Genomic DNA, 21454 nt, shown 5'->3' on the forward strand with positions numbered 1-21454 from the left:
ATCAAGCAGAAAACAACTTCCGCAATACGGAAGGAGCGCACACCCCTCATGGGATACACCGACCAGCGCTTCGATGTGAACCTTTCGATCCTCTTCACGGAACTCCCGCTCCTGGAGCGCCCCGCGGCCGCCGCCGCGGCGGGCTTCACCGCGGTCGAGCTGTGGTGGCCCTGGATCGAGACCCCCACCCCCGCTCAGGAGGAGCTCGACGCCCTCAAGAAGGCCCTTGAGGACGCCGGCACCCAGCTGGTGGGCCTGAACTTCTACGCCGGCCAGCTCCCCGGCCCGGACCGCGGCGCGGTCTCGGTCCCCGGTGAGGAGTCGGACCGCTTCAACGCCAACATCAACGTCGCGGCGGACTTCGCCGCCTCGGTCGGCTGCAAGGCGCTCAACGCCCTCTACGGCAACCGCGTCGAAGGCGTGGACCCGGCCGTCCAGGACGAGCTGGCCCTCAAGAACCTGGTCGTCGCGGCGCAGGCCGCGGACCGCGTGGGCGCGATCCTCCTGATCGAGACCCTCAACAAGCCCGAGTCGCCGCTCTACCCGCTGGTGAGCGCCCCGGCCGGCATCGAGGTGGTGGACAAGGTGAACGAGGCCACCGGCCTCGGCAACGCCAAGTTCCTCCTCGACCTGTACCACCTGGCGATGAACGATGAGGACCTCTCCGAGGTCATCGAAAAGTACGCCGCCAAGACCGGGCACGTCCAGATCGCGGACAAGCCCGGACGCGGTGCCCCCGGCACCGGCGAGCTGCCCCTCGAGGACCTCCTCGACCAGCTCAAGAAGGCCGGCTACCAGGGCTTTGTCGGCCTGGAGTACAAGGCTGCCGACGCCGCCGCGTCCTTCGACTGGCTGCCGGCCGAGGCCCGCGCCGCCAAGTAAGAGGACAAAGTCCGGGCGATCAGCCAGGCACCTCACGCACTTTTCGTACGATGCATTAAGAGAAGGACCCTCATCATGAGCAACCCCGCTGCTGCGCTCCCGAAGATTGCCTGGATCGGCCTCGGAATCATGGGCTCCCCCATGTCCGAGAACCTGCTGAAGGCCGGCTACTCGGTCACCGGCTTCACGCTGGAGCAGGACAAGCTGGACCGCCTGGCCGCCGCCGGAGGCACCGCCGCCGGCTCGATCGCCGAGGCCGTGGCCGACGCCGACGTGATCATCACGATGGTGCCCGCCTCCCCGCAGGTCGAGGCCATCAACTACGGCCCGAACGGCATCCTGGAGAACGCCAAGTCCGGCGCGCTCATCATCGACATGTCGTCGATCACCCCGCAGACCTCCGTCGACCTGGCGAAGAACGCCGCCGAGAAGGGCATCCGCGTCATCGACGCCCCGGTGTCCGGCGGCGAGGCCGGCGCCATCGAGGCCGTCCTGTCGATCATGGTGGGTGGCGAGCAGGCCGACTTCGACGCGGCCCTGCCGATCCTTGAGACCCTCGGCAAGGTCATCGTCCTGTGCGGTCCGCACGGCTCCGGCCAGACGGTGAAGGCCGCCAACCAGCTCATCGTCGCGGTGAACATCCAGGCGTGCGCCGAGGCCGTGGTCTTCCTCGAGAAGTCCGGCGTGAACCTCGAAGCCGCCCTCGACGTCCTCAACGGCGGTCTGGCCGGCTCCACGGTCCTGACCCGCAAGAAGGACAACTTCCTGAACCGCGACTTCAAGCCCGGCTTCCGGATCGACCTGCACCACAAGGACATGGGCATCGTCACCGACGCCGCCCGCAACGTCGGTGCCGCCCTGCCCGTCGGCGCGGTCGTCGCCCAGCTGGTCGCCTCCCTGCGCGCCCAGGGCGACGGCGGCCTGGACCACTCCGCCCTGCTGCGTGCGGTCGAGCGCCTCTCCGGCGCCCAGGTCTGATCCCCCGGCGGCCCGCTCGCCCGGGCCGCACTCCCCCGCCTGACGGGGGTCCGAGTTTCCGGATGGTGCCGGTGCTGACACCTGTCCTGTCGCGCCCAAGCGCCGGCACCGTCCGGATTACCTCCCCACTCTTTCTTTCAACAAACTGTTGACGTCGCGTTCACGCCGAAATTAGGCTCATCCGCATGACGGAAGACGCTTTCCGTCAGCAGTTACCCGTACGGAAGGTCACCATGTCGAAGCGCACGCTGACGACCGAGTCCGGCGCCCCGGTCGCCGACAATCAGAACTCCGCCACCGCCGGCGTCGGTGGCCCGCTCCTGATCCAGGACCAGCAGCTCCTCGAGAAGCTCGCCCGCTTCAACCGTGAGCGCATCCCGGAGCGTGTGGTGCACGCCCGCGGCTCGGCCGCGTACGGCTACTTCGAGGTGACCGACGACGTCACCGCCTACACCTCGGCCAAGTTCCTCTCCGAGGTCGGCAAGAAGACCGAGACCTTCCTGCGGTTCTCCACCGTGGCCGACTCCCTCGGTGGTGCGGACGCCGTCCGCGACCCGCGCGGCTTCGCGCTGAAGTTCTACACCGAGGACGGCAACTACGACCTCGTCGGCAACAACACCCCGGTGTTCTTCATCAAGGACCCGATCAAGTTCCCCGACTTCATCCACTCCCAGAAGCGCGACCCGTTCACGGGCAAGCAGGAGCCGGACAACGTCTGGGACTTCTGGGCGCACGCCCCCGAGGCGACGCACCAGATCACCTGGCTGATGGGTGACCGCGGCATCCCGGCCTCCTACCGCCACATGAACGGCTACGGCTCCCACACCTACCAGTGGACCAACGCCCAGGGCGAGGCCTTCTTCGTCAAGTACCACTTCAAGACGAACCAGGGCATCCGCTGCCTGTCGGCCGAGCAGGCCGCCGAGCTCGTCGGCAAGGACGCCAACTCGCACCAGACCGACCTGCTCCAGGCCATCGAGCGCGGTGTGAACCCGAGCTGGACCCTCTACGTCCAGATCATGCCCGCCGCCGAGGCCGCGGACTACCGCTTCAACCCGTTCGACCTCACCAAGGTGTGGCCGCACGCCGACTACCCGCTGCAGCGCGTGGGCCGCCTGGTCCTCGACCGCAACCCGGACAACGTCTTCGCCGAGGTCGAGCAGTCCGCGTTCTCCCCGAACAACTTCGTCCCGGGCATCACCGCCTCGCCGGACAAGATGCTCCAGGGCCGCCTGTTCGCCTACGCCGACGCCCAGCGCTACCGCCTCGGTGTGAACCACACCCAGCTGCCGGTCAACGCCCCGAAGGCGACGAAGGCCGACAACTACGGCCGCGACGGCGTCATGGCGCTGCGCAACGGTTCGCGCACCGACAAGAACTACGAGCCCAACTCGTACCAGGGCCCGGCCGAGACCGGTCTGCCGCTCGGCGCCCCGAAGGCCGTCTCCGGCTACACGGGCACCCACGAGGCCCCGGCCCACACGAAGGACGACGACTTCTTCCAGGCCGGTGAGCTCTACCGCCTGATGTCGGAGGCCGAGAAGCAGCGCCTGGTGGCGAACATCGCCGGCGGCCTGTCGCAGGTCACCCTCGAGGACGTCATCGAGAAGAACCTGGCTCACTTCCACGCCGCGGACGCCGACTACGGCAAGCGCGTCGAGGAGGCCGTGCGCGCCCTGCGCGACGCCTGAGCCCCACAGATGTACCGGGGGCCTGACGGGAGGTCAGGCCCCGGGTGCTGAGCCCGCACCGCGGACCCGGATGAGGGGTGGTACGTGGTGAGGGCAGACTGCGCCAGCCCATGCGGCTGGCGCCGCGTGAGGACCGTGGCGGGCGTGCGAGCCAGTGCGGTGGTAATGGGTTCCGAGGCCCGTCTCTTGACCTGAGGGAGACGACGCCGGAGTTCTCGTCGCCCGCCCGCCACGGTCCCAGCCACTCCTCTATATAGGGGCCACGCACAGAGTCCCCTATATAGAGGAGAACAACTCCTCACGGAGGAGAACTCCTCCCCCTTGTCTCCGCCCGGCGGTGCGAACGTCCTGTCGCGCCAGCCTCGCTCCGTCGGGCGGTAACAACCAGAGCGCCGAGTCACGGACGGTCCCGTGACTCGGCGCTTTGCCGTTCCCCCGGCGCGGGCCCGCCACCTCCCCCTCGACGTGCCGGGGGCGGGTCGGCGCCTGCCGACCGGCCTCCCCCTCTGCGGGGCGGTGGGGGTGGGGGCCGGCAACCCGGGCAGCCGGGCCACCCCATGCCAACGCGCAGAGCATCCCAGCCCAGGACGGCGGCAAGCCGCCGAGACGTGGGGAGCGCGTAGCGATCTGGTGCGTCCGGCGGTCCCGGTTGCGGCTTACGGCTGTTGGGGGCCGGGTGCCCGGTCTGCCGGCCCCCGACGACCCCGGCTGGTCCCTGACACGGCCGCATGCCCGCCTTACATCCGTCCCGTTCCTTTGGGGCCGGAAGGACAGTGGGACTGGCGGGAAAGCCCCAACCCTTCCCTGAGACCGCCCAGCTCACGTCCCGCCGCCCTCCTGGTCCCGCCCGTGGTTTCGCCACCGCCCGGGGGCGACCGCCCACCCACCGGCCCGCACCACCGCACCACGCACAGCGGCCCCCGCTCCTCCCTTTCAGGAGGTACGGGGGCCGCTGTGTGCGTCGTGCGGGGTGGATCAGACCTGGAGGGCCTTGATCGCGGTCGGGGCGTGGCCCGGCTCGGTCGCGAGCTCTTCGAACTCGGTGACGTCGCTCATGTCGACCGTCTTGCTCATCGCGATGTTGGTGACGCGCTCCAGGATCGCCTCGACGACGACCGGGACCTGGAACTCCTGCGCCAGCTTCTTGGCTTCCTCGAAGGCCTCGCCCAGCTTGTCCGGGTCGGTGACGCGGATGGCCTTGACGCCCAGGCCCTCGGCGACCTTGACGTGGTCGACGCCGTAGACGCCGATCTCCGGGGTGTTGATGTTCTCGAACTCGAGGTTGACCTCGAAGTTGATGCCGAGGCCGCCCTGCGCCTGGCGGATCAGACCCAGGTAGGCGTTGTTCACGAGGACGTGGACGTAGGGGACCTTGTGCTGGGCGGCGACCGCCAGCTCCTCGATCATGAACTGGAAGTCGTAGTCGCCGGAGAGGGCGACGACCGGGACGTCGGGCTGCGCGGTCGCGGCACCGATGGCGGCCGGGATGGTCCAGCCGAGCGGGCCGGCCTGGCCGCAGTTGACCCAGTGGCGCGGCTTGTAGACGTGCAGGAACTGCGCGGCCGCGATCTGGGAGAGGCCGATGGTGGTGACGTAGCGGCTCTCCGGGCCGAACGCCTTGTTCATCTCCTCGTAGACGCGCTGCGGCTTCATGGGGATGTTCTCGAAGTGCGTGCGGCGCTGCAGGGTGGCCTTGCGCTCCTGCGCGGAGGCGGCCCAGGCGGAGAAGTCCGGCAGCTTGCCCTCGGCCTTCCACTCCTTGGCGACCTCGATGAACAGCTCCAGGGCGACCTTGGCGTCGGACGCGATGCCGAAGTCCGGGGCGAAGATCTTGCCCAGCTGGGTGGGCTCGATGTCGACGTGGACGAACTTGCGGCCCTTGGTGTAGGCGTCCAGGTTGTAACCGGTGTGACGGTTGGCCCAGCGGTTGCCGATACCGATGACGGTGTCCGACTCCAGGAAGGTCGCGTTGCCGTAGCGGTGGGCGGTCTGGACGCCGACCATGCCGGCGGCCAGCTCGTGGTCGTCCGGGATGGTGCCCCAGCCCATCAGGGTGGAGATGACCGGGATGCCCGTCAGCTCGGCGAACTCGACCAGCAGGTCGGAGGCGTCGGCGTTGATGATGCCGCCGCCGGCGACGATCAGCGGACGCTCGGCCTCCAGCAGGAAGCCCAGAGCCTTCTCGGCCTGGGCGCGGCTGGCCTGCGGCTTGTAGACCGGCAGCGGGGTGTAGGTCTCGGGGTCGAACTCGATCTCGGTCAGCTGGACGTCGATCGGCAGGTCGATCAGGACCGGGCCCGGACGGCCGGAGCGCATCAGGTGGAAGGCCTGCTGGAAGACGCCGGGGACCTGCGCGGCCTCCAGGACCGTGGTGGCGGCCTTGGTGACGGGCTTGGCGATCGAGGCGATGTCGATGGCCTGGAAGTCCTCCTTGTGGAGCTTCGAGACCGGGGCCTGGCCGGTGATGCACAGGATCGGGATGGAGTCCGCGATCGCCGAGTACAGGCCGGTGATCATGTCGGTGCCGGCCGGGCCCGAGGTACCGATGCAGACGCCGATGTTGCCCGCCTTGGCACGGGTGTAGCCCTCGGCCATGTGCGAGGCGCCCTCGACGTGACGGGCCAGCGTGTGCGCGATCCCGCCCACGTTCTTGAGCTCGCGGTAGAACGGGTTGATCGCGGCACCGGGCACGCCGAACGCCTGTTCGACACCCTCGAGCTTGAGGATCTCAACGGCGGCAGCGGCGGCTGTCATACGAGGCATCAGGTTCTCCTGCGGGTCTGGCGGTCAGACTTTTTCCGGCATCCGGAATTTTTGTTCTGCTATACGAAACAAGCTAAGTGTCGGCCTCCCGCACGTCAAGGCGGTGGGGCACCTCGGAACCCACCAAAAGCCGCATCTCTTTCGGTGAGTTGCACAAATGTCCGGGACGGTGGGGTGAATCGGCGGGATTCGGCGGGCTCGGTCGCCCCGGCGGTAGCCGGTGGTGGAGCATGGACCCACGCACAGCGACGGAGGGGGTCCAAGGCTCATGGCGGAAGCGGTACCGGTGCGCTGCCCGGCGTGCCAGCGCGAGAACGGCTACATCTCCCCGGTCTTCCCGTGTGCCTGCGGGAGCCCGGTGACCCCGCCGCTGGACCTGGCGGCGGCGCCGCTGCCGCTGACCCACCGCACCTGGCGGGACAGCTGGGTCACGGTGCGCTGCGGCTCCTGCGGCCGGGAGAGCGAGTGGCCGCACCCGGAGGTGGGCTGCGGTGCGTGCGGGACGGTGGTGCTGGTGCCCGTGCGGCCGCCGGAGCCGCCGGAGCCCGCGGAGCCCCCGGCGGGTGCGGGGGCGGTGGCCGGGGCGGAGCCCGGCGTACGGGGGGCGCCGGGCGCGGAGGACGGCGTACGGGGGGACGCGCGGCCGGCCGGACGGGCTCCGGCGGGCCCCGGGGGCGGCTCCGCCGGCGCGGGGAGCGGTCCCGCCTCCCGGCCGCCGTTCCGGCCCGTGACCATCCGTACCGCCCGGGACGCGGTGGCGACGGCCGCGCTGTACCTGCGCTGGCTCGGCTTCCGCGACGTCCGCCAGCCCGAGGGGGTGCCGATCCCCTCGGCGGCGGTGGACCTGCGGGCGCCCGGGGTGGTGGCGCAGGTGGACCCGACGACGGCTCCGGCCGGGCTGCGGGCGGTGGAGTGCGTGTGGCTGAACGGCCTGACGGCGTCGGCGACCAGCGTGTACTTCGCCCTGGCGGGCTATACGGAGGAGGCCCGGGGGCGCGCGGACGACCTGGGGATACCGCTGTTCGTCATGGACCTCACGGGTATGCCGCAGCCGGTCAACGACCCGGCGGACGCACTGGTCGGGCGGGGGGCCTAGGCTCGGATGCTGTTCGCACGTGTTGTTCGACCTTGTTGCCTGCCGAGGAGAGCTCGATGAGCCTGTACGACATCCCGCTGACCACCCTGGACGACGAGCCCACGAGCCTGGCGGCCCACCGCGGCAAGGCCATCCTGCTGGTGAACACCGCCTCGCAGTGCGGGCTCACCCCCCAGTACTCCGGTCTGGCTCGACTGCAGTTCAAGTACGAGGAGAAGGGGTTCACCGTCATCGGTGTGCCCTGCAACCAGTTCGGCGGCCAGGAGCCGGGCACGGCGGAGGACATCCAGACGTTCTGCGCGGCCGGCTTCGGCGTGACCTTCCCGATGCTGGAGAAGACCGAGGTGAACGGTGAGAACCGGCACCCCCTGTACCAGGAGCTGGTGAAGACCGCGGACGCCGAGGGTGCGGCCGGGGACATCCAGTGGAACTTCGAGAAGTTCCTGATCTCCCCGGCCGGCGAGGTCGTGGCGCGCTTCCGCCCCCGCACCGAGCCGGAGGCTCCGGAGGTCATCGCCGCGATCGAGGCGCAGCTGCCGGCCTGACCGCTGGCGGCTTGACCGCTCGCGGCCTGACCACTCGCGGCCTGACCGCTGGCGTTCGGGCGCCCGTTCGCGTACGGGCGCCCGGGGCGGGCCTCATCCCGTCAGGTCGGCCTCGTCGTACTCGTGGGCGGAACCGGCGGCCGTGAGGTCCCGGAGCTCGACCCGGCGGATCTTCCCGGACACGGTCTTGGGGAGCTCGGCGAACTCGATGCGCCGGATCCGCTTGTACGGGGAGAGCACCGCCCGGGAGTGCTCGAACAGCACCCGCGCGGTCTCCGCCCCGGGCTCCCAGCCGGCGGCGAGGGTGATGTACGCCTTGGGCACGGCGAGCCGCAGCGCGTCCGGGGCCGGGACGACGGCCGCCTCGGCGACCGCCTCGTGCTCCAGCAGGGCGCTCTCCAGCTCGAAGGGGCTGATCTTGTAGTCGGAGGCCTTGAAGACGTCGTCGGCCCGGCCCACGTAGGTGAGGTAGCCGTCGGCGTCGCGGGAGGCGATGTCCCCGGTGCGGTAGAGCCCGTCCGCCATGGCCTCGGCGGTGCGCTCGGGGTCGTCGCGGTAGCCGGTCATCACCCCGGCGGGACGGGTGCGCAGGTCCACGCACAGCTCCCCCTCGTCGGGGGACTCCTTGCCGGTGACGGGGTCCAGCAGGACGATCTCGTACCCGGGCGCGGGACGGCCCATCGAGCCGGGCTTGACGGGGGCGCCGGGGAAGTTCCCCACCTGGAGGGTGGTCTCGGTCTGGCCGAAGCCGTCGCGGATGGTGATGCCCCAGGCCTCCTTGACCCGTTCGATGACCTCCGGGTTGAGCGGTTCACCGGCGGCGACGGCCTCGCGCGGGGGACGCCGGAGGGCGGTCAGGTCGGACTGGATCAGCATCCGCCAGACGGTGGGCGGGGCGCAGAAGGTGGTGACCCCGGCGCGGTCCATCTCGGCCATGAGCCGCTGCGCGTCGAAGCGGGTGTAGTTGTGGACGAAGACGGTGGCGCCGGCGTTCCAGGGCGCGAAGAGGTTGGACCAGGCGTGCTTGGCCCAGCCGGGCGAGGCGATGTTGAGGTGGACGTCGCCGGGGCGCAGGCCGAGCCAGTACATGGTGGACAGGTGCCCGATGGGGTACGAGGCGTGGGTGTGCTCGACGAGCTTGGGGCGGGCCGTGGTGCCCGAGGTGAAGTAGAGCATCAGGGGGTCGGAGGCGAGGGTGGGGCCGTCGGGCGGGAAGGCGCTGTCGGCGCCGTCCATGTCGGCGAGCCGCAGCCAGCCGGCCGGAACCCCGTCACCGGCGGCGATGCGCGTGTAGTCGCCGGGGACCTCGTCGAACTTGGGGGTGTCGGCGACGCGTGCGATCACGTGGCGGACGTTGCCGCGCTCGATCCGGTCGCGCAGGTCGGCCGGGCCGAGGAGCGGGGTGGCGGGGATGACGACGGCGCGCAGCTTCATCGCGCCGAGCATCACCTCCCACAGCTCGCGCTGGTTGCCGAGCATGACCAGGATCCGGTCACCGGCCGCGACGCCCTGCCCGCGCAGCCAGGTCGCGGCGGCTCCGGAGCGCAGCCGCATCTCGTCGAAGGTGACGGTCTCGGTGGTCCCGTCCTCCTCGACGATCCGCAGCGCGTCGGCCCCGTTGCCCTCCGCGAGGCGGTCGAACCAGTCGAACGCCCAGTTGAAGCGTTCGGGGCGGGGCCAGGTGAAGCCGGCGCGGGCGCTCTCGTACCCGCCGCGGTGGGCGAGCAGGAAGTCCCGTGCGGCCAGGAAGCTGTCGAAGCCGTCGGTGGCGCTGTTCTCCGTCATGGTCATGGGAGGCATGGTGCCGCGCGGGGCGGGCCCTCCACCAGGGCGGCGTCAGCCTCGGATTGACCCGAACCGCACGGTGGCGGCCCCTTCGCCCAGCGCGGCGGCCATCGCCTCGCCCTCGGCGGCGATCTCCTCCAGCACCCCGCCCGCCACCTCCCGGAACAGCTCGACGGTGACCACCCCGCCCTCGTTCGCCCACACCCCCGCGAGGAACCCGTCGACGAGCACCGCGCACCGGCTCTGGTTCCCGCTCGTGTTGCGCCCCTTGAACTCCGGGGGGACGACGCGGGCCCGGTCGGCGTGGGAGAGCAGCAGGTTGTCGTACTCGGGCAGGAAGCGGGGCGGCGCCGGGGTGCCGGCGTCGGGGCGGGGTGCGTCGGGGAGGTCGAACAGCTCGACGCCGCGCTCGTCGCGGAAGGTGACGAGAGCGGGCCGGAGCCGCTCGAAGGCCTCCCGGAGGCGGGTGAGCCCGGCCCAGGTCTGCATGTCCTTGACGGAGGCGGGCCCGAAGCCCTCGAGATACCGCAGCACGAGCCCGTCGACACCCCCGCCCTCCTCCCCCGCGGACGGGCCCGCCCAGGCCTCCAGGGTGGTCAGCCGCACCTGCCCGCTGCGCCCCCACACCCCGCGCGGGGTGACCTGCACGAGCGGCAGCAGGCAGCGCGCGGCCACGGCCAGCGACTGCGGATCGGCCCCGGGCCACGTGCGCAGCAGCTCCTCGCGGATCTCCGCCATGGTCCGCGGCTCCTCCTCGACGAACCCCCGGGCCCGTGCGGCCAGCGCCTTCAGGTCGACTCCGACCAGCCCCTTGCGGAAGTACTGGACCTCCCGGTCCCGGGCGCCCTGCACCAGGGGCCGCAGGCTCCTGGCGTCCTCCACGGTGTGGGTGTGGATGGTGGACCTCATGGTCACCATCCGCACCACCTCCCGCTCCTCCATCAGCCGTCCCAGCTCCTGTGGCCGGAATCCGGCGAGCCGGGCGTGCAGCTGGAAGTAGGGCGGCTTGACGTTCTGGGCCTGCAGTCCGACCAGGTGCGCGACGGCATCACGGGCGGGCATCTCGGCGCGGCTCAGCAGCAGCTGGCGGGCGAGCGTGGCACGGTTCAAAGCGCGGGTGCCGAGCACGGGACTCGTAACGGAAGCCATACCCGCAACCTAACCCCCTCCCTCCCCCCTCCCCCTCCCGGAGCTGCGATGCCGGAGCGCCCAGACCGCCGCCCCACCCCCGCGAAGCGCACCCCCTGGCTGCGCCCGTCCGGCCACACCCCCGCGCCCCCGTCACCGCCCCCGGCCCCCGTCCCCCCGGACCGGCACAGCGTGATCGACTCGGCGGTCTACCGCGAGGGCCGCCGCGTCGCCTCCCCCACCACCCTCGCCGAGACCTTCCGCCGGCTCCGCGAACAGCCCGACGGCATGGCCTGGATCGGCCTCCATCGCCCGACAGAAGCAGAACTCCACTCCCTGGCAGCCGAGTTCAACCTCCACCCCCTCTCGATCGAAGACGCCCTGGAGGCCCACCAGCGCCCCAAGCTGGAGCGCTACGGCGACACCCTCTTCGTCGTCCTGCGCGCGGCCCGCTACCTCGACGCCCAGGAGGAGGTCGACTTCGGCGAACTCCACGTCTTCGTCGGCCCCGACTTCCTGATCACGGTCCGCCACGGCGCGGCACCCGAACTCTCGGCGGTCCGCCGCCGCATGGAGGAGACCCCGGACCTCCTCTCCCTCGGCCCGGAAGCCGTCCTGTACGCCATCCTCGACGCGGTGGTGGACGGCTACGTCCCGGTCGTGGCGGGCGTCCAGAACGACATGGACGAGATCGAGACGGAAGTCTTCCGCGGCGACCCGGAGGTCTCCCGCCGCATCTACGAACTCTCCCGCGAAATGGTCGAGTTCCAACGCGCCACCCGCCCCCTGGTCGGCATGCTCCACGCCCTGATGGCCGGCTTCGCCAAGTACGGCACGGACGAGGAACTCCAGCGCTACCTCCGCGACGTAGCGGACCACGTCACCCACACCAGCGAACGCGTGGACGGCTTCCGCCAGGCCCTGACCGAAATCCTCACGGTCAACGCCACCCTGGTCTCCCAACAACAGAACGCCGAAATGCGCGCGCTGGCAGAAGCCGGCTTCGAACAGAACGAGGAGATCAAGAAGATCTCCTCGTGGGCCGCCATCTTGTTTGCACCCACGTTGGTGGGAACCATCTACGGGATGAACTTCGAGACCATGCCCGAGCTGCACTGGGCGGCGGGGTATCCGTTCGCGATCCTGCTGATGGCGGTGGTCTGTACGAGCCTGTACGTGATCTTCAGGAAGAGGGACTGGCTGTAGCGACTCACCATGAAGGCTTGATCAACTTAGCGCAAGCAAACTTTGAATCACGCCCCAGAGGTCCCGTGGGGAGAATCTGGGGAGAATGCGCAACTCCGCGAAGGGTGGCATCGCGCCCTCACCTGACGTTCTATGCAGTCGCGTTCTGGCGAGCAGCTCGCGCCGCTACGCTGCATGGCCCGCCGAATGTTCCATGCCGCAGGGCACCGCCGAGAGACCCCAGGACATCCAGCCACTTGGGACATTGCCCGTCTGCAAAGGTCCTCAGCACTGCGGATCTGGAGAGACCTCATGACAGTGGACGGCACGGGTTCTACCTGCAAGATGCGGAAGAGACCGCCTAGCATCCTTCTGTGACGATCGAGATAGAGACGGACCTGCTCTTGGTCTGGCTACGCGCGGAGTCCGCTGGCGACACCCAAGCCCTGGTGGACGCGGAACCCTTCTGGCACCCCGTCGGCGATGCTCGCCTTGTCACCCTCATCAACTACCTCAAAGCCGCCGGCATGGTGCACAACACCGAGCTCCATGCATCCGGAACGGCCTGCTCCCTCACCCCCCGTGGATTGGCCGAGGCCGATCGACTCATCGCAGAACGAGACAACCCCCGTATGAGGTTCGACCATGCCCTCAACGGGCTTGTCGCAGCCGGCGTGGCCAACTACCCATCGGGGCGCGTAGAGGTGATCGACTTCCTGCTCTCCAAGCACATGGCCGTACTGGACGAGATCCTGGAGGTCGCTGAGGTCTTCCGGGCGGTCGAGTACCTCGAGGCGAACAAGATCCTGACGGTCGATCAGACACCTCAAACCATTCGAGCCTTCACCCTGACGGCTCTCGGCATCGAGTGTGGTTTCAAAGATCCCATCTCTGTGAGGAACTTCTTGAACGAGCAGCAACGACCCCGCATCCACAACGAGTGGAACATCACCGTCAACGGGGGCGCGCCCCAGATGGGCCAGGACAACACCCAGAACAACGTCTTCGGCTACGACCCGCAGCAGCTCGCGCTGTTCGCGCGGGAGGTTCTGGCCGCCGCGCAGTCCGCAGACGTGCCGGAGGAAGTCCGAGCCGTAGTCATCGCCGATGCGGAGGCCCTCGCAGCGGAACTCGCCGTGGGCGCACCTGAGCCCGGGCGGATTCGACAGCTCACGGAGAGGGTGCTGCAGAGCGCCAAGACCAATCTGCCCGCCCTCGGCTGGACAGGAGTTGCCCAGTTGGTTTCAGCGAGCCTTGGCATTCCACTGTTCTGAGCCGTCTCCAACACTGTGCGAGACGTCCGCCAGCATAGACAGCCCATGCACTGAGTCCCGGACGCCACAATGGGTGGCACAGCAGACGCTGTGCCACCCATTTCTCATTCGAGCGTGACGTTCTCGGGGACGCACTCAGGGATCACGCCGATCAGCGCATCAACGGCTGCCCGCCCCTTGCCGCCGGCCTCGGGCATGAAGTGGGCGTAGTGGTCGAGGGTGATGGTCGGGCTGGAGTGGCCGAGCCATCGGGCGAGGGTGACGACGGATTCACCCGCCTCCAGGATTACGGAGGCGTAGGTGTGCCGGAGAACGTGGAAGCCGTCCTTGCGGGAGGCCTTCCAACGCTGGCCCTTCTCCCGCACGGGGATCACACCAGCCTTCGCGAGGGCGGGCTTCCACACCTCGTCGTTGAAGATGTTGGCGCGGATCGCGTTGCCGTAAGTGGTGGTCAGGACCAGCGGGAAGGAGCGCTTCTCCCGATCCGGTTCAGGGCCGCCCCAGGGCAGCTCGACCTCGACGGCCGGAAGCTGCAAGAAGTGTGCGCGCAGCTCGGCGGCCACCGAAGGCGGCATGTCGACGACCCGGGTCTTCCCGCCCTTGGGGAGGGTGAAGTACAGGCGCCCGTACAGGAGCTGGACCTGTCGACGGACACGGATGAGGCCGCGCTCGAAGTCGACGTCCGCCGGCGACAGCCCGAAGACCTCCCCCTGGCGCAGCCCGCACCCGAGGGCGACGACGACGGCGATCCGGTACCGCTGGTTGATGACGTCCCGTACCCGCTGCGCGGTCTCCAGCAGCCATGCCTCCCGCTGGTCCTCAGGAGCCTTGGGCCAGCGCACCGACTTGGCACGCATCGGATTGCGGACCAGACGCTTGTCGTCGATCGCCGTCTCGAAGACGTTCGAGAGGGTGGTGAGGATCTGCCGGGCGTAGCGCGGTGCGCACTCGCCTTCGAGCGTGGCGATGTAGCTGCGCAGGACGGACGCGGAGACGTCACGCAGCGCCACCTCGCCGATGTGCCGAAGGACGTGGAGGCGCACGCGCTCGTCGACCCGCTTGACCGTGCCCGGTGTGCCTCGTACGCCCGCCTGCCAGTGGCGCGTGACGTAGTCGGCGAGGGTGATGGAGCCGTCGCGCGGGTCGACGAACTCGCCCCGCTCGCTGTCGGTACCGGCCCTGCGGAGCCACGCCTTGGCGTCCTCCAGGGTGTCGAACGACATGCCCCGGACCCCCGGGATGCCCGCAACCCGGTAGCGACTCCCCTTTCCGTACCGGGCGGTGCGCTCGCGCTTGCCGGTGACGGGGTCCTTCTTCTTGTTGATCCAGCGGTCTTCGATGTAGCCGGCCAAGTGTTTCCTTGTGGGTAGGGGTCGTGAGGGGGAGGTCGGGAGGCGTCAGACGGTTGCCAAGTAGGCGGCGCGGCGCTCACCGGGTTGAGGGCGGGGTTGGATCGGGAATCCGCTTGCTCCTGCTCCCGTATCCAGGCATCGAGCGCATCGATCCGGTACGTCACTCGCCCGCGGGCACCCATGCGGAAACTCGGCGGACCCTGGCGCCGGTGACGCCATACGTAGAGCGTCTTGGGTGAAATACCGAGATATTCAGCCGCGTCCTGCACCCCGAGAAACGCGCGACTGATGGGCGGACGGTGACGGAATTCGGCAGCACTGACGGAGGAGACCGGATCGACAGGAGACAAGCGAGAATCCTTAAGGCAGACGAAGGGAATGAAAGCGCCCCGCCGCCATGGGCGGCGAAGACGTACAGGACCACGAATGGTCCGGAGAATCCCCGGTTTCGGAAACCGGGGGTCGTCGGCTATATTCCGCCCACCCCGACGGGAGCCGGGTGGATCGGCACCGTCGCCAGCAAGATCTGCGGAGGGGTTCCGAGGGCGGCAGCGATGGCGACGAGGTCGTCGATGTCGCAGCGCCGGACCGTGCGTTCGATACGTGAGAGCGCGCTGAAGGTCATGGGGCGACCGAGTGCGGTGACGCGGGCGGCGAGCTGGCGCTGGGAGTAGCCACGGGCGACGCGGGTGCGTTCGATGGCGTGGGCGGCGGCCCGTCCGGCGGGTCCGATTTCAAGGGGGCGTGGCGGCATTGCTGTGTTGTAGCTTGCGCGCCCGAGCCTTCGGAAGGATTTCCTGTCTGCCGTGAGCGATGCCAGCAGAATTTGGGGGAGATTTCGGCGACCGGGATTTCAGGTCTACCCTGCAGCCGGAAAATCTTTCAGGAGTCCTAGAACCAGCCCTGGACTTCCGGGGCAGGGGTGTGGCTGTGTTGTCCACGCATCACTGCCCCGCTGTCTCCACGCCCCCAATTTCGAAAGGCGGTCGGTCCTCATCGCCCGTATCCGCACCATCAAGCCCGAGGCCTTCGCCTCCGAGTCCCTGGCGGCCGTGTCCCTGACAGCCGAGCGGACCTTCTTCGGCCTGCTCACCCAAGCCGACGACAGGGGCCGCATCCGTGACCAGGCCGCCGTCATCGCCGGACAGCTGTGGTCGCTGCGCCGCGAGCACGGCCCGGTGGAGGTCGAGGACGACCTGACGCAGCTCGACGCTGTCGGCCTGATCTGCCGCTACGAGGGCGAGGACGGAAGGCAGTACCTGCACATCGTCGCCTTCGGCCGCCACCAGAAGATCAACCGCCCCAGCGCCAGCAGGATCTCGGACTGCCCGCACCACGACCTCGGCCTTCCCCGTGAGACCTCACTGCCCATGCGCGGAGCAGTCGCTGAGGCTTCCGTGAAAGGTCCGGGAGAAGACACGGAGCCCACCATGAGCCGAGACTCTGCAGGTCAGGGGCGATTCAGTGAGTCGTCAGCGCGTGCTCAGGGAGGGCTCGTAAAGGCCGCGGTGAACCCTCAGCGTCCGGATCTAGGACCTAGGAACAGGGAACTAGGAACTACCCCGTTGGGGGGCGCGAGCGCCCCCGCGCCCCAGACCGTCTCGGCGAAGGACCTCGTCACCAAGTACGCCGCGGCCTGCGAACACCGTCCGCCCGCGAGCGTGCTCGGTCAACTCGGACGGGAAGCCGCGAAGCTCCTGGCCGAGGGCATCGACCCCGCCCACGTACGAGCCGGTCTGGACCGCCACCGGGCCAAGGGCCTTCACCCGAAGACCCTGGCCAGTGTCGTGCACGAGGTCATGAACGCGGGGACGCCCACGACCGCCGTCACCCACCGTCCCTGGACCAACCCCACCGACGTCGCCGCTGCCTACGGGGGTGCGCTCTGACCGCCACCACCCTGCCCCAGCCCTCCGGTCAGGCCGTCCGGGCCGTGGCGGGCATCCTGGCCCGCCGGGGCATGGACCCCGTCATCGGCTCGGAGGAACCGGAGCCCACGCCCGAGCCTGTCAGCGCACTGGAACTGGCCGACGCCCGGATCCCCCCGCGCTACCGGCATGCCCTCGCCGATCACCCCCAAGTCACCGCCTGGGTGGACGATATCGCGTGCGCCGGGCGCCCCGGCCCGAGCGGTACGCGGGGCATAGCAGAGGGCCCGTCGCTCCTCATCGCTGGTCCCACGGGCACCGGCAAGACCCACCAGGCCTACGGGGCCGTCCGCGCACTGCTCGCTGCCGGCGTCCGCCTGCGCTGGGAGGCGGTCACAGCCGCCGACCTGTACGCCCGCCTGAGGCCCCGCCCCGGCCTCGACGCGGAACGTGAGCTGCACACCTTGGCCCGCTGCCCGCTGCTACTCCTGGACGACCTCGGCGCCGCCAAGGGCAGCGAGTGGACGGAGGAGCTGACCTACCGGCTGATCAACCACCGGTACGAGTACCTGCGCCCCACCCTGCTCACGACCAACCTCCCCATCCCCGAGCTCCGCACCGCCCTCGGCGACCGCGTCGCTTCCCGCCTCTCCGAGATGACCCACCGGGTCGTCCTCGATGGCGCCGACCGCCGCCGCACCTCCCCTGCCGCTTGAACGCGCCAACCCCTTGGAGCACCACCCGCTTGACCACCACCTCCCACCGCACCCAGACGGCTGAGCGGTACGCCCTGGCCGTCGCAGGCTGCGTCATCGTCGCGCTCACCGCAGCAGGATTCTGGCTCTCCTACGCCCATCTCGCCGAAGTCGCGGGGCAGCACGGCCTCAGCGCTTCCCCAGCCCGCCAGTGGGCGTGGCCGGCAACGCTCGATGCCTTCATCGTCGCCGGGGAAGTGTTGATGCTCCGCGCCAGCCTCCGCCGGGAAACCGACGGGTGGGCGATCGCCCTCACCGCTGCCGGATCACTGGGCTCCATCGCCCTCAACGTCGCCGGCGTCAGCAGCACCAACGGCGCCCCGGCCCCGGCCCTCGACTACGTCGTCGCAGCCGTGCCTCCAGCAGCCGCGCTCTTCGCCTTCGCCGTCCTCATGCGGCAGATCCACCGCCACGTCGCCGCCGACGATTCCCGCCACAGTCGCCGTCCGGCAGGGGAATCGTCAGCGCATCCCGCGGCCCTGGACGGTCCTCGCGCGCACCCCGCCACGGAGCAGCTCCCCTACCCAGAAGGGCTCGTGGACCCTCACAGCCCTCCACGCGAGGGTGGCCGCCTCGCTCCGGCTGACGCCCTACGGGACGCACCAGGCGATGTGGCGGAAGAGGCCGATCAAGTGGCGGAAGCCCACGTCCCGCCGAAGAAGCGCACCGGTCGCAAGCCCGCCGCCACCGACGACGAACTCCGCGCCATCGCCCGCACCGCCCCGCTCGGACGCGATGGACGCGCGTCAAGCCGCCACATCGAGACGGCTGTCCGCGCACGTGGCCTCTCCATCGGCAGGGACCGCCGGGACAAGATCACCCGGCAGGTCCAGGTCGAACTCGACAGTGGCAGGGCGGACGCCGCGTGAGTCCCGTCCGAAGTCAGGCTGCTCACCCGCGCATACGTCGCGGGGCGAGCTGACGTTCGTACGCCCCATCCCCACAGCACCGAAGCCGTTCCAGCCCGACCAACAGGAGACACGCTCTTGCACGACGCCTCCACAACCACGAGTCCCCACGACCACCAGCAGGCGGCCCCTACCCAAGCCCGAGACGGAGCAAGTTATCCCTTTGGACACTCCACCACCGGCGGAGTGTCCAAAGGACTCACCGCCCCAGGGGGGCGGAGCATCGTCCGGCGCCGGGGGACGCCTGACGAGGAGGCCGCGACCGCGGGACGGACGCAGCCGGGGGAAGAGCAACAGTATCCGTGCGAAGCCACGTACGCCTCTGCTCCCCCTCCAGAGCCCCGTATACGACGCCGTACCCACAAGCACGGCCAGCGCTCCAAAGTGTGCAGCGTCCGTGTGAACGACGACGAGCACGCGCTCGTCGCGACCGCCGCGAAGGCCATCGGCGTTACCGTCGCCGGCTTCTTCGCCAAAGCCGCCCTCAGGGCCGCCCTCGACCCGCACACCAGCGCCGCGGCCATCGCCGGGCGTCGTGAGACGGTCACCGAGCTGTTCGCTGCCCGCAGGCACCTCGGTCAGATCGGCAACAACCTGAACCAGCTGACTCGCGCCGTCAACTCCGGCGGCCAACCAACTGACACCCAACTCGACGCCGTGCTCGTTGCGGTCCGCCGAGCCTCCGCCCGCGTCCAGGACGCCACCGACCGACTTCTCGAAGACGGCTAGGGCCTGCCCCACCATGGTCCCCGAGATCCACGGTCTGGCGTGCTATCCCAATGCGCGCGGTCGGTCCGCGTCAGTGCTCCAGGACGACGTCGAGGTGTTCTTGCACCGGCTCGAACAGGCGGTACGGGACGTACTCGGAGATGTCGGCGCGGGCCACCCAGGCAAGTTCAGCCAGCTCGTCGGTGTCCGCGACGTGCGCGTGGCCGCCGGACACCTCGCAGGCGGTGTACGACATCAAGCGGCCGGTGTCAGGGTGAACCCGTTCCCCCAGCAGCTTCAGCGCCTTCACGGCGAGGCCGGTCTCCTCCAGCGTCTCGCGTACGGCGGCCTCCTCCCGGGCTTCGCCCGGCTCGACCGCACCGGCGGGGAACTGCCAGGAGAGCCGCCCCTCGCTGATCCGGCGCCGCACCATCAGAACGCGGCCCTCGTGCACCACCACGGCCGCTGCGATGGCCGGTCGCCCCTCAGCGTTCTGCTGCTCCACGTTGCTCCTCCAGGTCGGGTGGGCTGGCTGCCCCGAAGGGCGATGCCGACACGTTCACTGCGGCTCGGCCCCGGCATGGAAGAGCGGGGCCAGCAGATCGACCGCTTCCTCCCACGGAAAGCGGTCGGCCCCGCCACCGGACTTCGGACGGTGGGGCTCATAGCTGCCGATCAGCACGCCCATCTCCCGGAGCTCATCGATGCTGCGCCGGTAGGCCCGGTGGGCGGCGAGAGCGGTGTTCACGTAGGGCAGCAGGACCGTGGGGACGCCCATGCCGGGGGCCTCGCAGAGGATGCCGAGGGCCAGGTTGTCGGCGAAGCCCGCGGCCCACTTGTTGACCGTGTTGAACGTGGCCGGAGCGACCGCGATGGCGTCCGCCCGCGGGTACGTCCGCGCCTCGCCGGGCGAACGCCATGCGGACCGCACCGGGTACCCGGTCTGCTCCTCGATCGCCCGGACGTCGAGGAACTCCAGACCCTGCGGAGTAGCGATGACCCCGACCTCCCAGCCGCGTTCCTGCGCCGCGGTGATGAGTCTGCCGACGTCGCCGGCGATACCGGCGGCGCACACGACGACGTACAGGAAGGGCTTGGGCTGCGGCTCAGTCACGCGGGTACTCCCAGTCTGCGGCTGAAGTGGTGGAGCTCCGGCAGCGTACGTCGGCGGTCCCGCGCGGCCATGTCGGCGACCAGCTCGCGGACGGCGGGACGGCGTACGTCCTGGGCGGCGCAGGTCTCGGCGATCCGCAGGGCCTGGTAGCCGTCGGCCAGGCGGCCCTGCTGGGCATAGGCGCGGGCGGCTTCGATCCAGAGTGCAGCACGGCGCTCGGGGACCGGGATGTGGCGGTGCATGAGCGGGCGGGCCGCGTCGAGGGCGATGCCAGCGTCGCCGAAGGAGACCGCCGCGCTGATCCGGTGCAGGGTGACGTTCGTAGGGCTGAAGTTGGCCCAGGCGTCCGGCCGGTCCAGAGCGACGTACCGGGCCACCTCCTCCGCTTCGGCAAGGAACTCCCCGGTGGCGGCACGGTCGGCCGCGCGGCTCGCGGCCGTGGCTCCGCGCAGCAGGAGCAGCCCGAGGACGGCGAGGTGGTGTGGGGAGCGGCGGTCGTACGAGCCGGTGAGCTGGGAAGCCGTGTGCCGGATCAGCGTGACTGCCTGGCCGGGGTGCTTCTCGCGGACGAGGACGTGGGCGTGGAGCCGGACACTGGCGGCGAGGACGAGGGGGTCGCCGAAGCGTTCGGCCTCCGCCATGGCGCGGCCGACGGCCAGCCAGGCCGTTCCTGCATCCCCCTGCTTGAGGAAGAGACTGGCCGAGGTCTGGTAGGCCGTGGCGAGGAAGCGGGAAATTTCTTCGGGCCGGGACGAGCTGCCGAGCGCATGGCGCAGGTCCGTGATCAGGCCGGGAAGCGTGCGCTCCAGCTCCGCGTAGTCGCACGTGGTCAGCAGCCTGCGGATGGCGGTTGCACGTAGGTGAAGCTGGTCCGTGGAGACGGGCTCTGTCGTCGGGGCTGCGAGCACGCCGGGCAGGAGGGCCTGGACCAGCGCCGGGTGCGCGGCGGGCACGGGGGCGGCCAGCGCGGTGACACCGGCGGCGAGGAAGGTACGGCGGCGCATGTCGTCTGTCTCCGGATCGGGGGACTCGGCTTCCCGGGCGGCCTCAGCGAGCCCGAGGTGGGCCGGCGGGATTCGCAGCACCTGGGCGACTTCGCGGAGGACCCGGATGTCGTCGGTTCCGCGGCCGCCCTCCAGGCGGCTGATCTTCGACTGGTGGTAACCCAGTTCGGCGGCCACGTCCGCTTGTGAGCGGCTCTGTAAGACCCTTGCCCGACGGATCAGCGCACCGATGCGGTGTGCCTCGCCCTGTGTGTCGGCCATCTGCGCCACGGCCCCTTCTGCCGAGACCGATCCTGCCTGCTCAACCGAGCCTATCGGTAGGGAAATTGCCCGCCATGCAGAAGCTGCATGATTGATGCGCGACCTGCGTGCTACGTCGCGGGCTGCCCCCTCGGCCCGCTTGCCTGGTGGAACCGCA

Annotated in this window: 19 protein-coding genes and 1 pseudogene; 11 read left to right on the forward strand and 9 right to left on the reverse strand. The window is 69.9% G+C overall.

Going from position 1 to position 21454, the window contains the following annotated elements; translation table 11 throughout:
- Positions 1 to 48 precede the first annotated feature (48 nt).
- From ACFY0O_RS16935 to ACFY0O_RS16945, 3 genes are all read left to right on the forward strand, one after another.
- Positions 49 to 882, forward strand: coding sequence for a TIM barrel protein (locus ACFY0O_RS16935; protein ID WP_125598712.1), 834 nt, complete (start codon positions 49 to 51; stop codon positions 880 to 882).
- A gap of 75 nt (positions 883 to 957) precedes the next feature.
- Positions 958 to 1860 carry a 2-hydroxy-3-oxopropionate reductase gene (locus ACFY0O_RS16940; RefSeq protein WP_388947451.1) on the forward strand — a complete coding sequence of 301 codons (903 nt, stop codon included), beginning with the start codon at positions 958 to 960 and terminating at the stop codon, positions 1858 to 1860.
- Positions 1861 to 2093: 233 nt separating this feature from the next.
- Positions 2094 to 3551 carry a catalase gene (locus ACFY0O_RS16945; protein ID WP_388947530.1) on the forward strand — a complete coding sequence of 486 codons (1458 nt, stop codon included), beginning with the start codon at positions 2094 to 2096 and terminating at the stop codon, positions 3549 to 3551.
- A gap of 975 nt (positions 3552 to 4526) precedes the next feature.
- On the opposite strand, the gene gcl is transcribed toward ACFY0O_RS16945, so the two are convergent.
- Complete coding sequence (gene gcl, locus ACFY0O_RS16950; protein WP_388947452.1) at positions 4527 to 6314, reverse strand: glyoxylate carboligase; 1788 nt, start codon at positions 6312 to 6314, stop codon at positions 4527 to 4529.
- 268 nt (positions 6315 to 6582) lie between these two features.
- Between gcl and ACFY0O_RS16955 the strand changes: the two genes are divergently transcribed.
- Both ACFY0O_RS16955 and ACFY0O_RS16960 read left to right on the forward strand, forming a co-directional pair.
- Positions 6583 to 7410 carry a hypothetical protein gene (locus tag ACFY0O_RS16955; RefSeq protein WP_388947453.1) on the forward strand — a complete coding sequence of 276 codons (828 nt, stop codon included), beginning with the start codon at positions 6583 to 6585 and terminating at the stop codon, positions 7408 to 7410.
- A 56-nt stretch (positions 7411 to 7466) separates the two neighbouring features.
- Complete coding sequence (locus ACFY0O_RS16960) at positions 7467 to 7955, forward strand: glutathione peroxidase (protein WP_388947454.1); 489 nt, start codon at positions 7467 to 7469, stop codon at positions 7953 to 7955.
- Positions 7956 to 8048: 93 nt separating this feature from the next.
- Here ACFY0O_RS16960 and ACFY0O_RS16965 read toward each other — a convergent pair whose 3' ends face one another.
- Both ACFY0O_RS16965 and ACFY0O_RS16970 read right to left on the reverse strand, forming a co-directional pair.
- Positions 8049 to 9740: an AMP-binding protein gene (locus ACFY0O_RS16965; RefSeq protein WP_388947531.1), complete on the reverse strand. Its 1692-nt coding sequence runs from the start codon at positions 9738 to 9740 to the stop codon at positions 8049 to 8051.
- Between the two features lie 51 nt (positions 9741 to 9791).
- Positions 9792 to 10889: a winged helix DNA-binding domain-containing protein gene (locus ACFY0O_RS16970; protein ID WP_388947455.1), complete on the reverse strand. Its 1098-nt coding sequence runs from the start codon at positions 10887 to 10889 to the stop codon at positions 9792 to 9794.
- Positions 10890 to 10937: 48 nt separating this feature from the next.
- Between ACFY0O_RS16970 and ACFY0O_RS16975 the strand changes: the two genes are divergently transcribed.
- Together ACFY0O_RS16975 and ACFY0O_RS16980 are read left to right on the forward strand one after the other, a co-directional pair.
- On the forward strand, positions 10938 to 12074 hold the full coding sequence (locus ACFY0O_RS16975; RefSeq protein WP_388947456.1) for a magnesium and cobalt transport protein CorA: 1137 nt from the start codon (positions 10938 to 10940) through the stop codon (positions 12072 to 12074).
- A 353-nt stretch (positions 12075 to 12427) separates the two neighbouring features.
- A complete protein-coding gene (locus ACFY0O_RS16980; protein ID WP_388947457.1) occupies positions 12428 to 13327 on the forward strand; it encodes a hypothetical protein in 900 nt (299 codons plus the stop codon).
- A gap of 104 nt (positions 13328 to 13431) precedes the next feature.
- Here ACFY0O_RS16980 and ACFY0O_RS16985 read toward each other — a convergent pair whose 3' ends face one another.
- The 3 genes and pseudogenes from ACFY0O_RS16985 to ACFY0O_RS16995 all read right to left on the reverse strand — a co-directional run bounded on the left by ACFY0O_RS16985 (position 13432) and on the right by ACFY0O_RS16995 (position 15433).
- Positions 13432 to 14679, reverse strand: coding sequence for a tyrosine-type recombinase/integrase (locus ACFY0O_RS16985; RefSeq protein WP_388947458.1), 1248 nt, complete (start codon positions 14677 to 14679; stop codon positions 13432 to 13434).
- A 131-nt stretch (positions 14680 to 14810) separates the two neighbouring features.
- Positions 14811 to 14948, reverse strand: a pseudogene (locus tag ACFY0O_RS16990) (helix-turn-helix transcriptional regulator); the annotation flags it as partial.
- Between the two features lie 200 nt (positions 14949 to 15148).
- The gene (locus tag ACFY0O_RS16995; protein ID WP_388947459.1) at positions 15149 to 15433 is read right to left on the reverse strand and encodes a helix-turn-helix domain-containing protein; all 285 of its coding nucleotides are present in this window, start codon (positions 15431 to 15433) and stop codon (positions 15149 to 15151) included.
- Positions 15434 to 15674: 241 nt separating this feature from the next.
- Here ACFY0O_RS16995 and ACFY0O_RS17000 point away from each other — a divergent pair, with 241 nt between their 5' ends.
- The 4 genes from ACFY0O_RS17000 to ACFY0O_RS17015 all read left to right on the forward strand — a co-directional run bounded on the left by ACFY0O_RS17000 (position 15675) and on the right by ACFY0O_RS17015 (position 18939).
- A complete protein-coding gene (locus tag ACFY0O_RS17000; protein WP_388947532.1) occupies positions 15675 to 16568 on the forward strand; it encodes a hypothetical protein in 894 nt (297 codons plus the stop codon).
- Positions 16569 to 16639: 71 nt separating this feature from the next.
- The gene (locus ACFY0O_RS17005) at positions 16640 to 17263 is read left to right on the forward strand and encodes an ATP-binding protein (RefSeq protein WP_388947533.1); all 624 of its coding nucleotides are present in this window, start codon (positions 16640 to 16642) and stop codon (positions 17261 to 17263) included.
- Between the two features lie 29 nt (positions 17264 to 17292).
- On the forward strand, positions 17293 to 18171 hold the full coding sequence (locus ACFY0O_RS17010; protein ID WP_388947460.1) for a DUF2637 domain-containing protein: 879 nt from the start codon (positions 17293 to 17295) through the stop codon (positions 18169 to 18171).
- A 423-nt stretch (positions 18172 to 18594) separates the two neighbouring features.
- Entirely contained in the window at positions 18595 to 18939 is a 345-nt protein-coding gene (locus ACFY0O_RS17015) for a plasmid mobilization protein (RefSeq protein WP_388947461.1), read from the forward strand.
- 70 nt (positions 18940 to 19009) lie between these two features.
- On the opposite strand, the gene ACFY0O_RS17020 is transcribed toward ACFY0O_RS17015, so the two are convergent.
- The 3 genes from ACFY0O_RS17020 to ACFY0O_RS17030 are packed head-to-tail and all read right to left on the reverse strand — an operon-like array spanning position 19010 to position 21297.
- Entirely contained in the window at positions 19010 to 19423 is a 414-nt protein-coding gene (locus tag ACFY0O_RS17020) for an NUDIX hydrolase (RefSeq protein ID WP_388947462.1), read from the reverse strand.
- A 54-nt stretch (positions 19424 to 19477) separates the two neighbouring features.
- Positions 19478 to 20032, reverse strand: coding sequence for a flavoprotein (locus tag ACFY0O_RS17025; RefSeq protein ID WP_388947463.1), 555 nt, complete (start codon positions 20030 to 20032; stop codon positions 19478 to 19480).
- A complete protein-coding gene (locus ACFY0O_RS17030; protein WP_388947464.1) occupies positions 20029 to 21297 on the reverse strand; it encodes a helix-turn-helix domain-containing protein in 1269 nt (422 codons plus the stop codon). Before ACFY0O_RS17030 ends, ACFY0O_RS17025 begins: the two co-directional genes overlap by 4 nt.
- Positions 21298 to 21454: the final 157 nt, after the last annotated feature.

Source organism: Streptomyces sp. NPDC001594 (assembly GCF_042893675.1).
In the GTDB taxonomy this organism is placed as follows: Bacteria; Actinomycetota; Actinomycetes; order Streptomycetales; family Streptomycetaceae; genus Streptomyces.

Coding starts and splice junctions, on each gene's coding strand:
- ACFY0O_RS16935 (WP_125598712.1), top strand. CDS start 49: ATGGGATACACCGACCAGCGCTTCGATGTGAACCTTTCGATCCTCTTC.
- ACFY0O_RS16940 (WP_388947451.1), top strand. CDS start 958: ATGAGCAACCCCGCTGCTGCGCTCCCGAAGATTGCCTGGATCGGCCTC.
- ACFY0O_RS16945 (WP_388947530.1), top strand. CDS start 2,094: ATGTCGAAGCGCACGCTGACGACCGAGTCCGGCGCCCCGGTCGCCGAC.
- gcl (WP_388947452.1), bottom strand. CDS start 6,314: ATGCCTCGTATGACAGCCGCCGCTGCCGCCGTTGAGATCCTCAAGCTC.
- ACFY0O_RS16955 (WP_388947453.1), top strand. CDS start 6,583: ATGGCGGAAGCGGTACCGGTGCGCTGCCCGGCGTGCCAGCGCGAGAAC.
- ACFY0O_RS16960 (WP_388947454.1), top strand. CDS start 7,467: ATGAGCCTGTACGACATCCCGCTGACCACCCTGGACGACGAGCCCACG.
- ACFY0O_RS16965 (WP_388947531.1), bottom strand. CDS start 9,740: ATGACGGAGAACAGCGCCACCGACGGCTTCGACAGCTTCCTGGCCGCA.
- ACFY0O_RS16970 (WP_388947455.1), bottom strand. CDS start 10,889: ATGGCTTCCGTTACGAGTCCCGTGCTCGGCACCCGCGCTTTGAACCGT.
- ACFY0O_RS16975 (WP_388947456.1), top strand. CDS start 10,938: ATGCCGGAGCGCCCAGACCGCCGCCCCACCCCCGCGAAGCGCACCCCC.
- ACFY0O_RS16995 (WP_388947459.1), bottom strand. CDS start 15,433: ATGCCGCCACGCCCCCTTGAAATCGGACCCGCCGGACGGGCCGCCGCC.
- ACFY0O_RS17005 (WP_388947533.1), top strand. CDS start 16,640: ATGGACCCCGTCATCGGCTCGGAGGAACCGGAGCCCACGCCCGAGCCT.
- ACFY0O_RS17030 (WP_388947464.1), bottom strand. CDS start 21,297: ATGGCCGACACACAGGGCGAGGCACACCGCATCGGTGCGCTGATCCGT.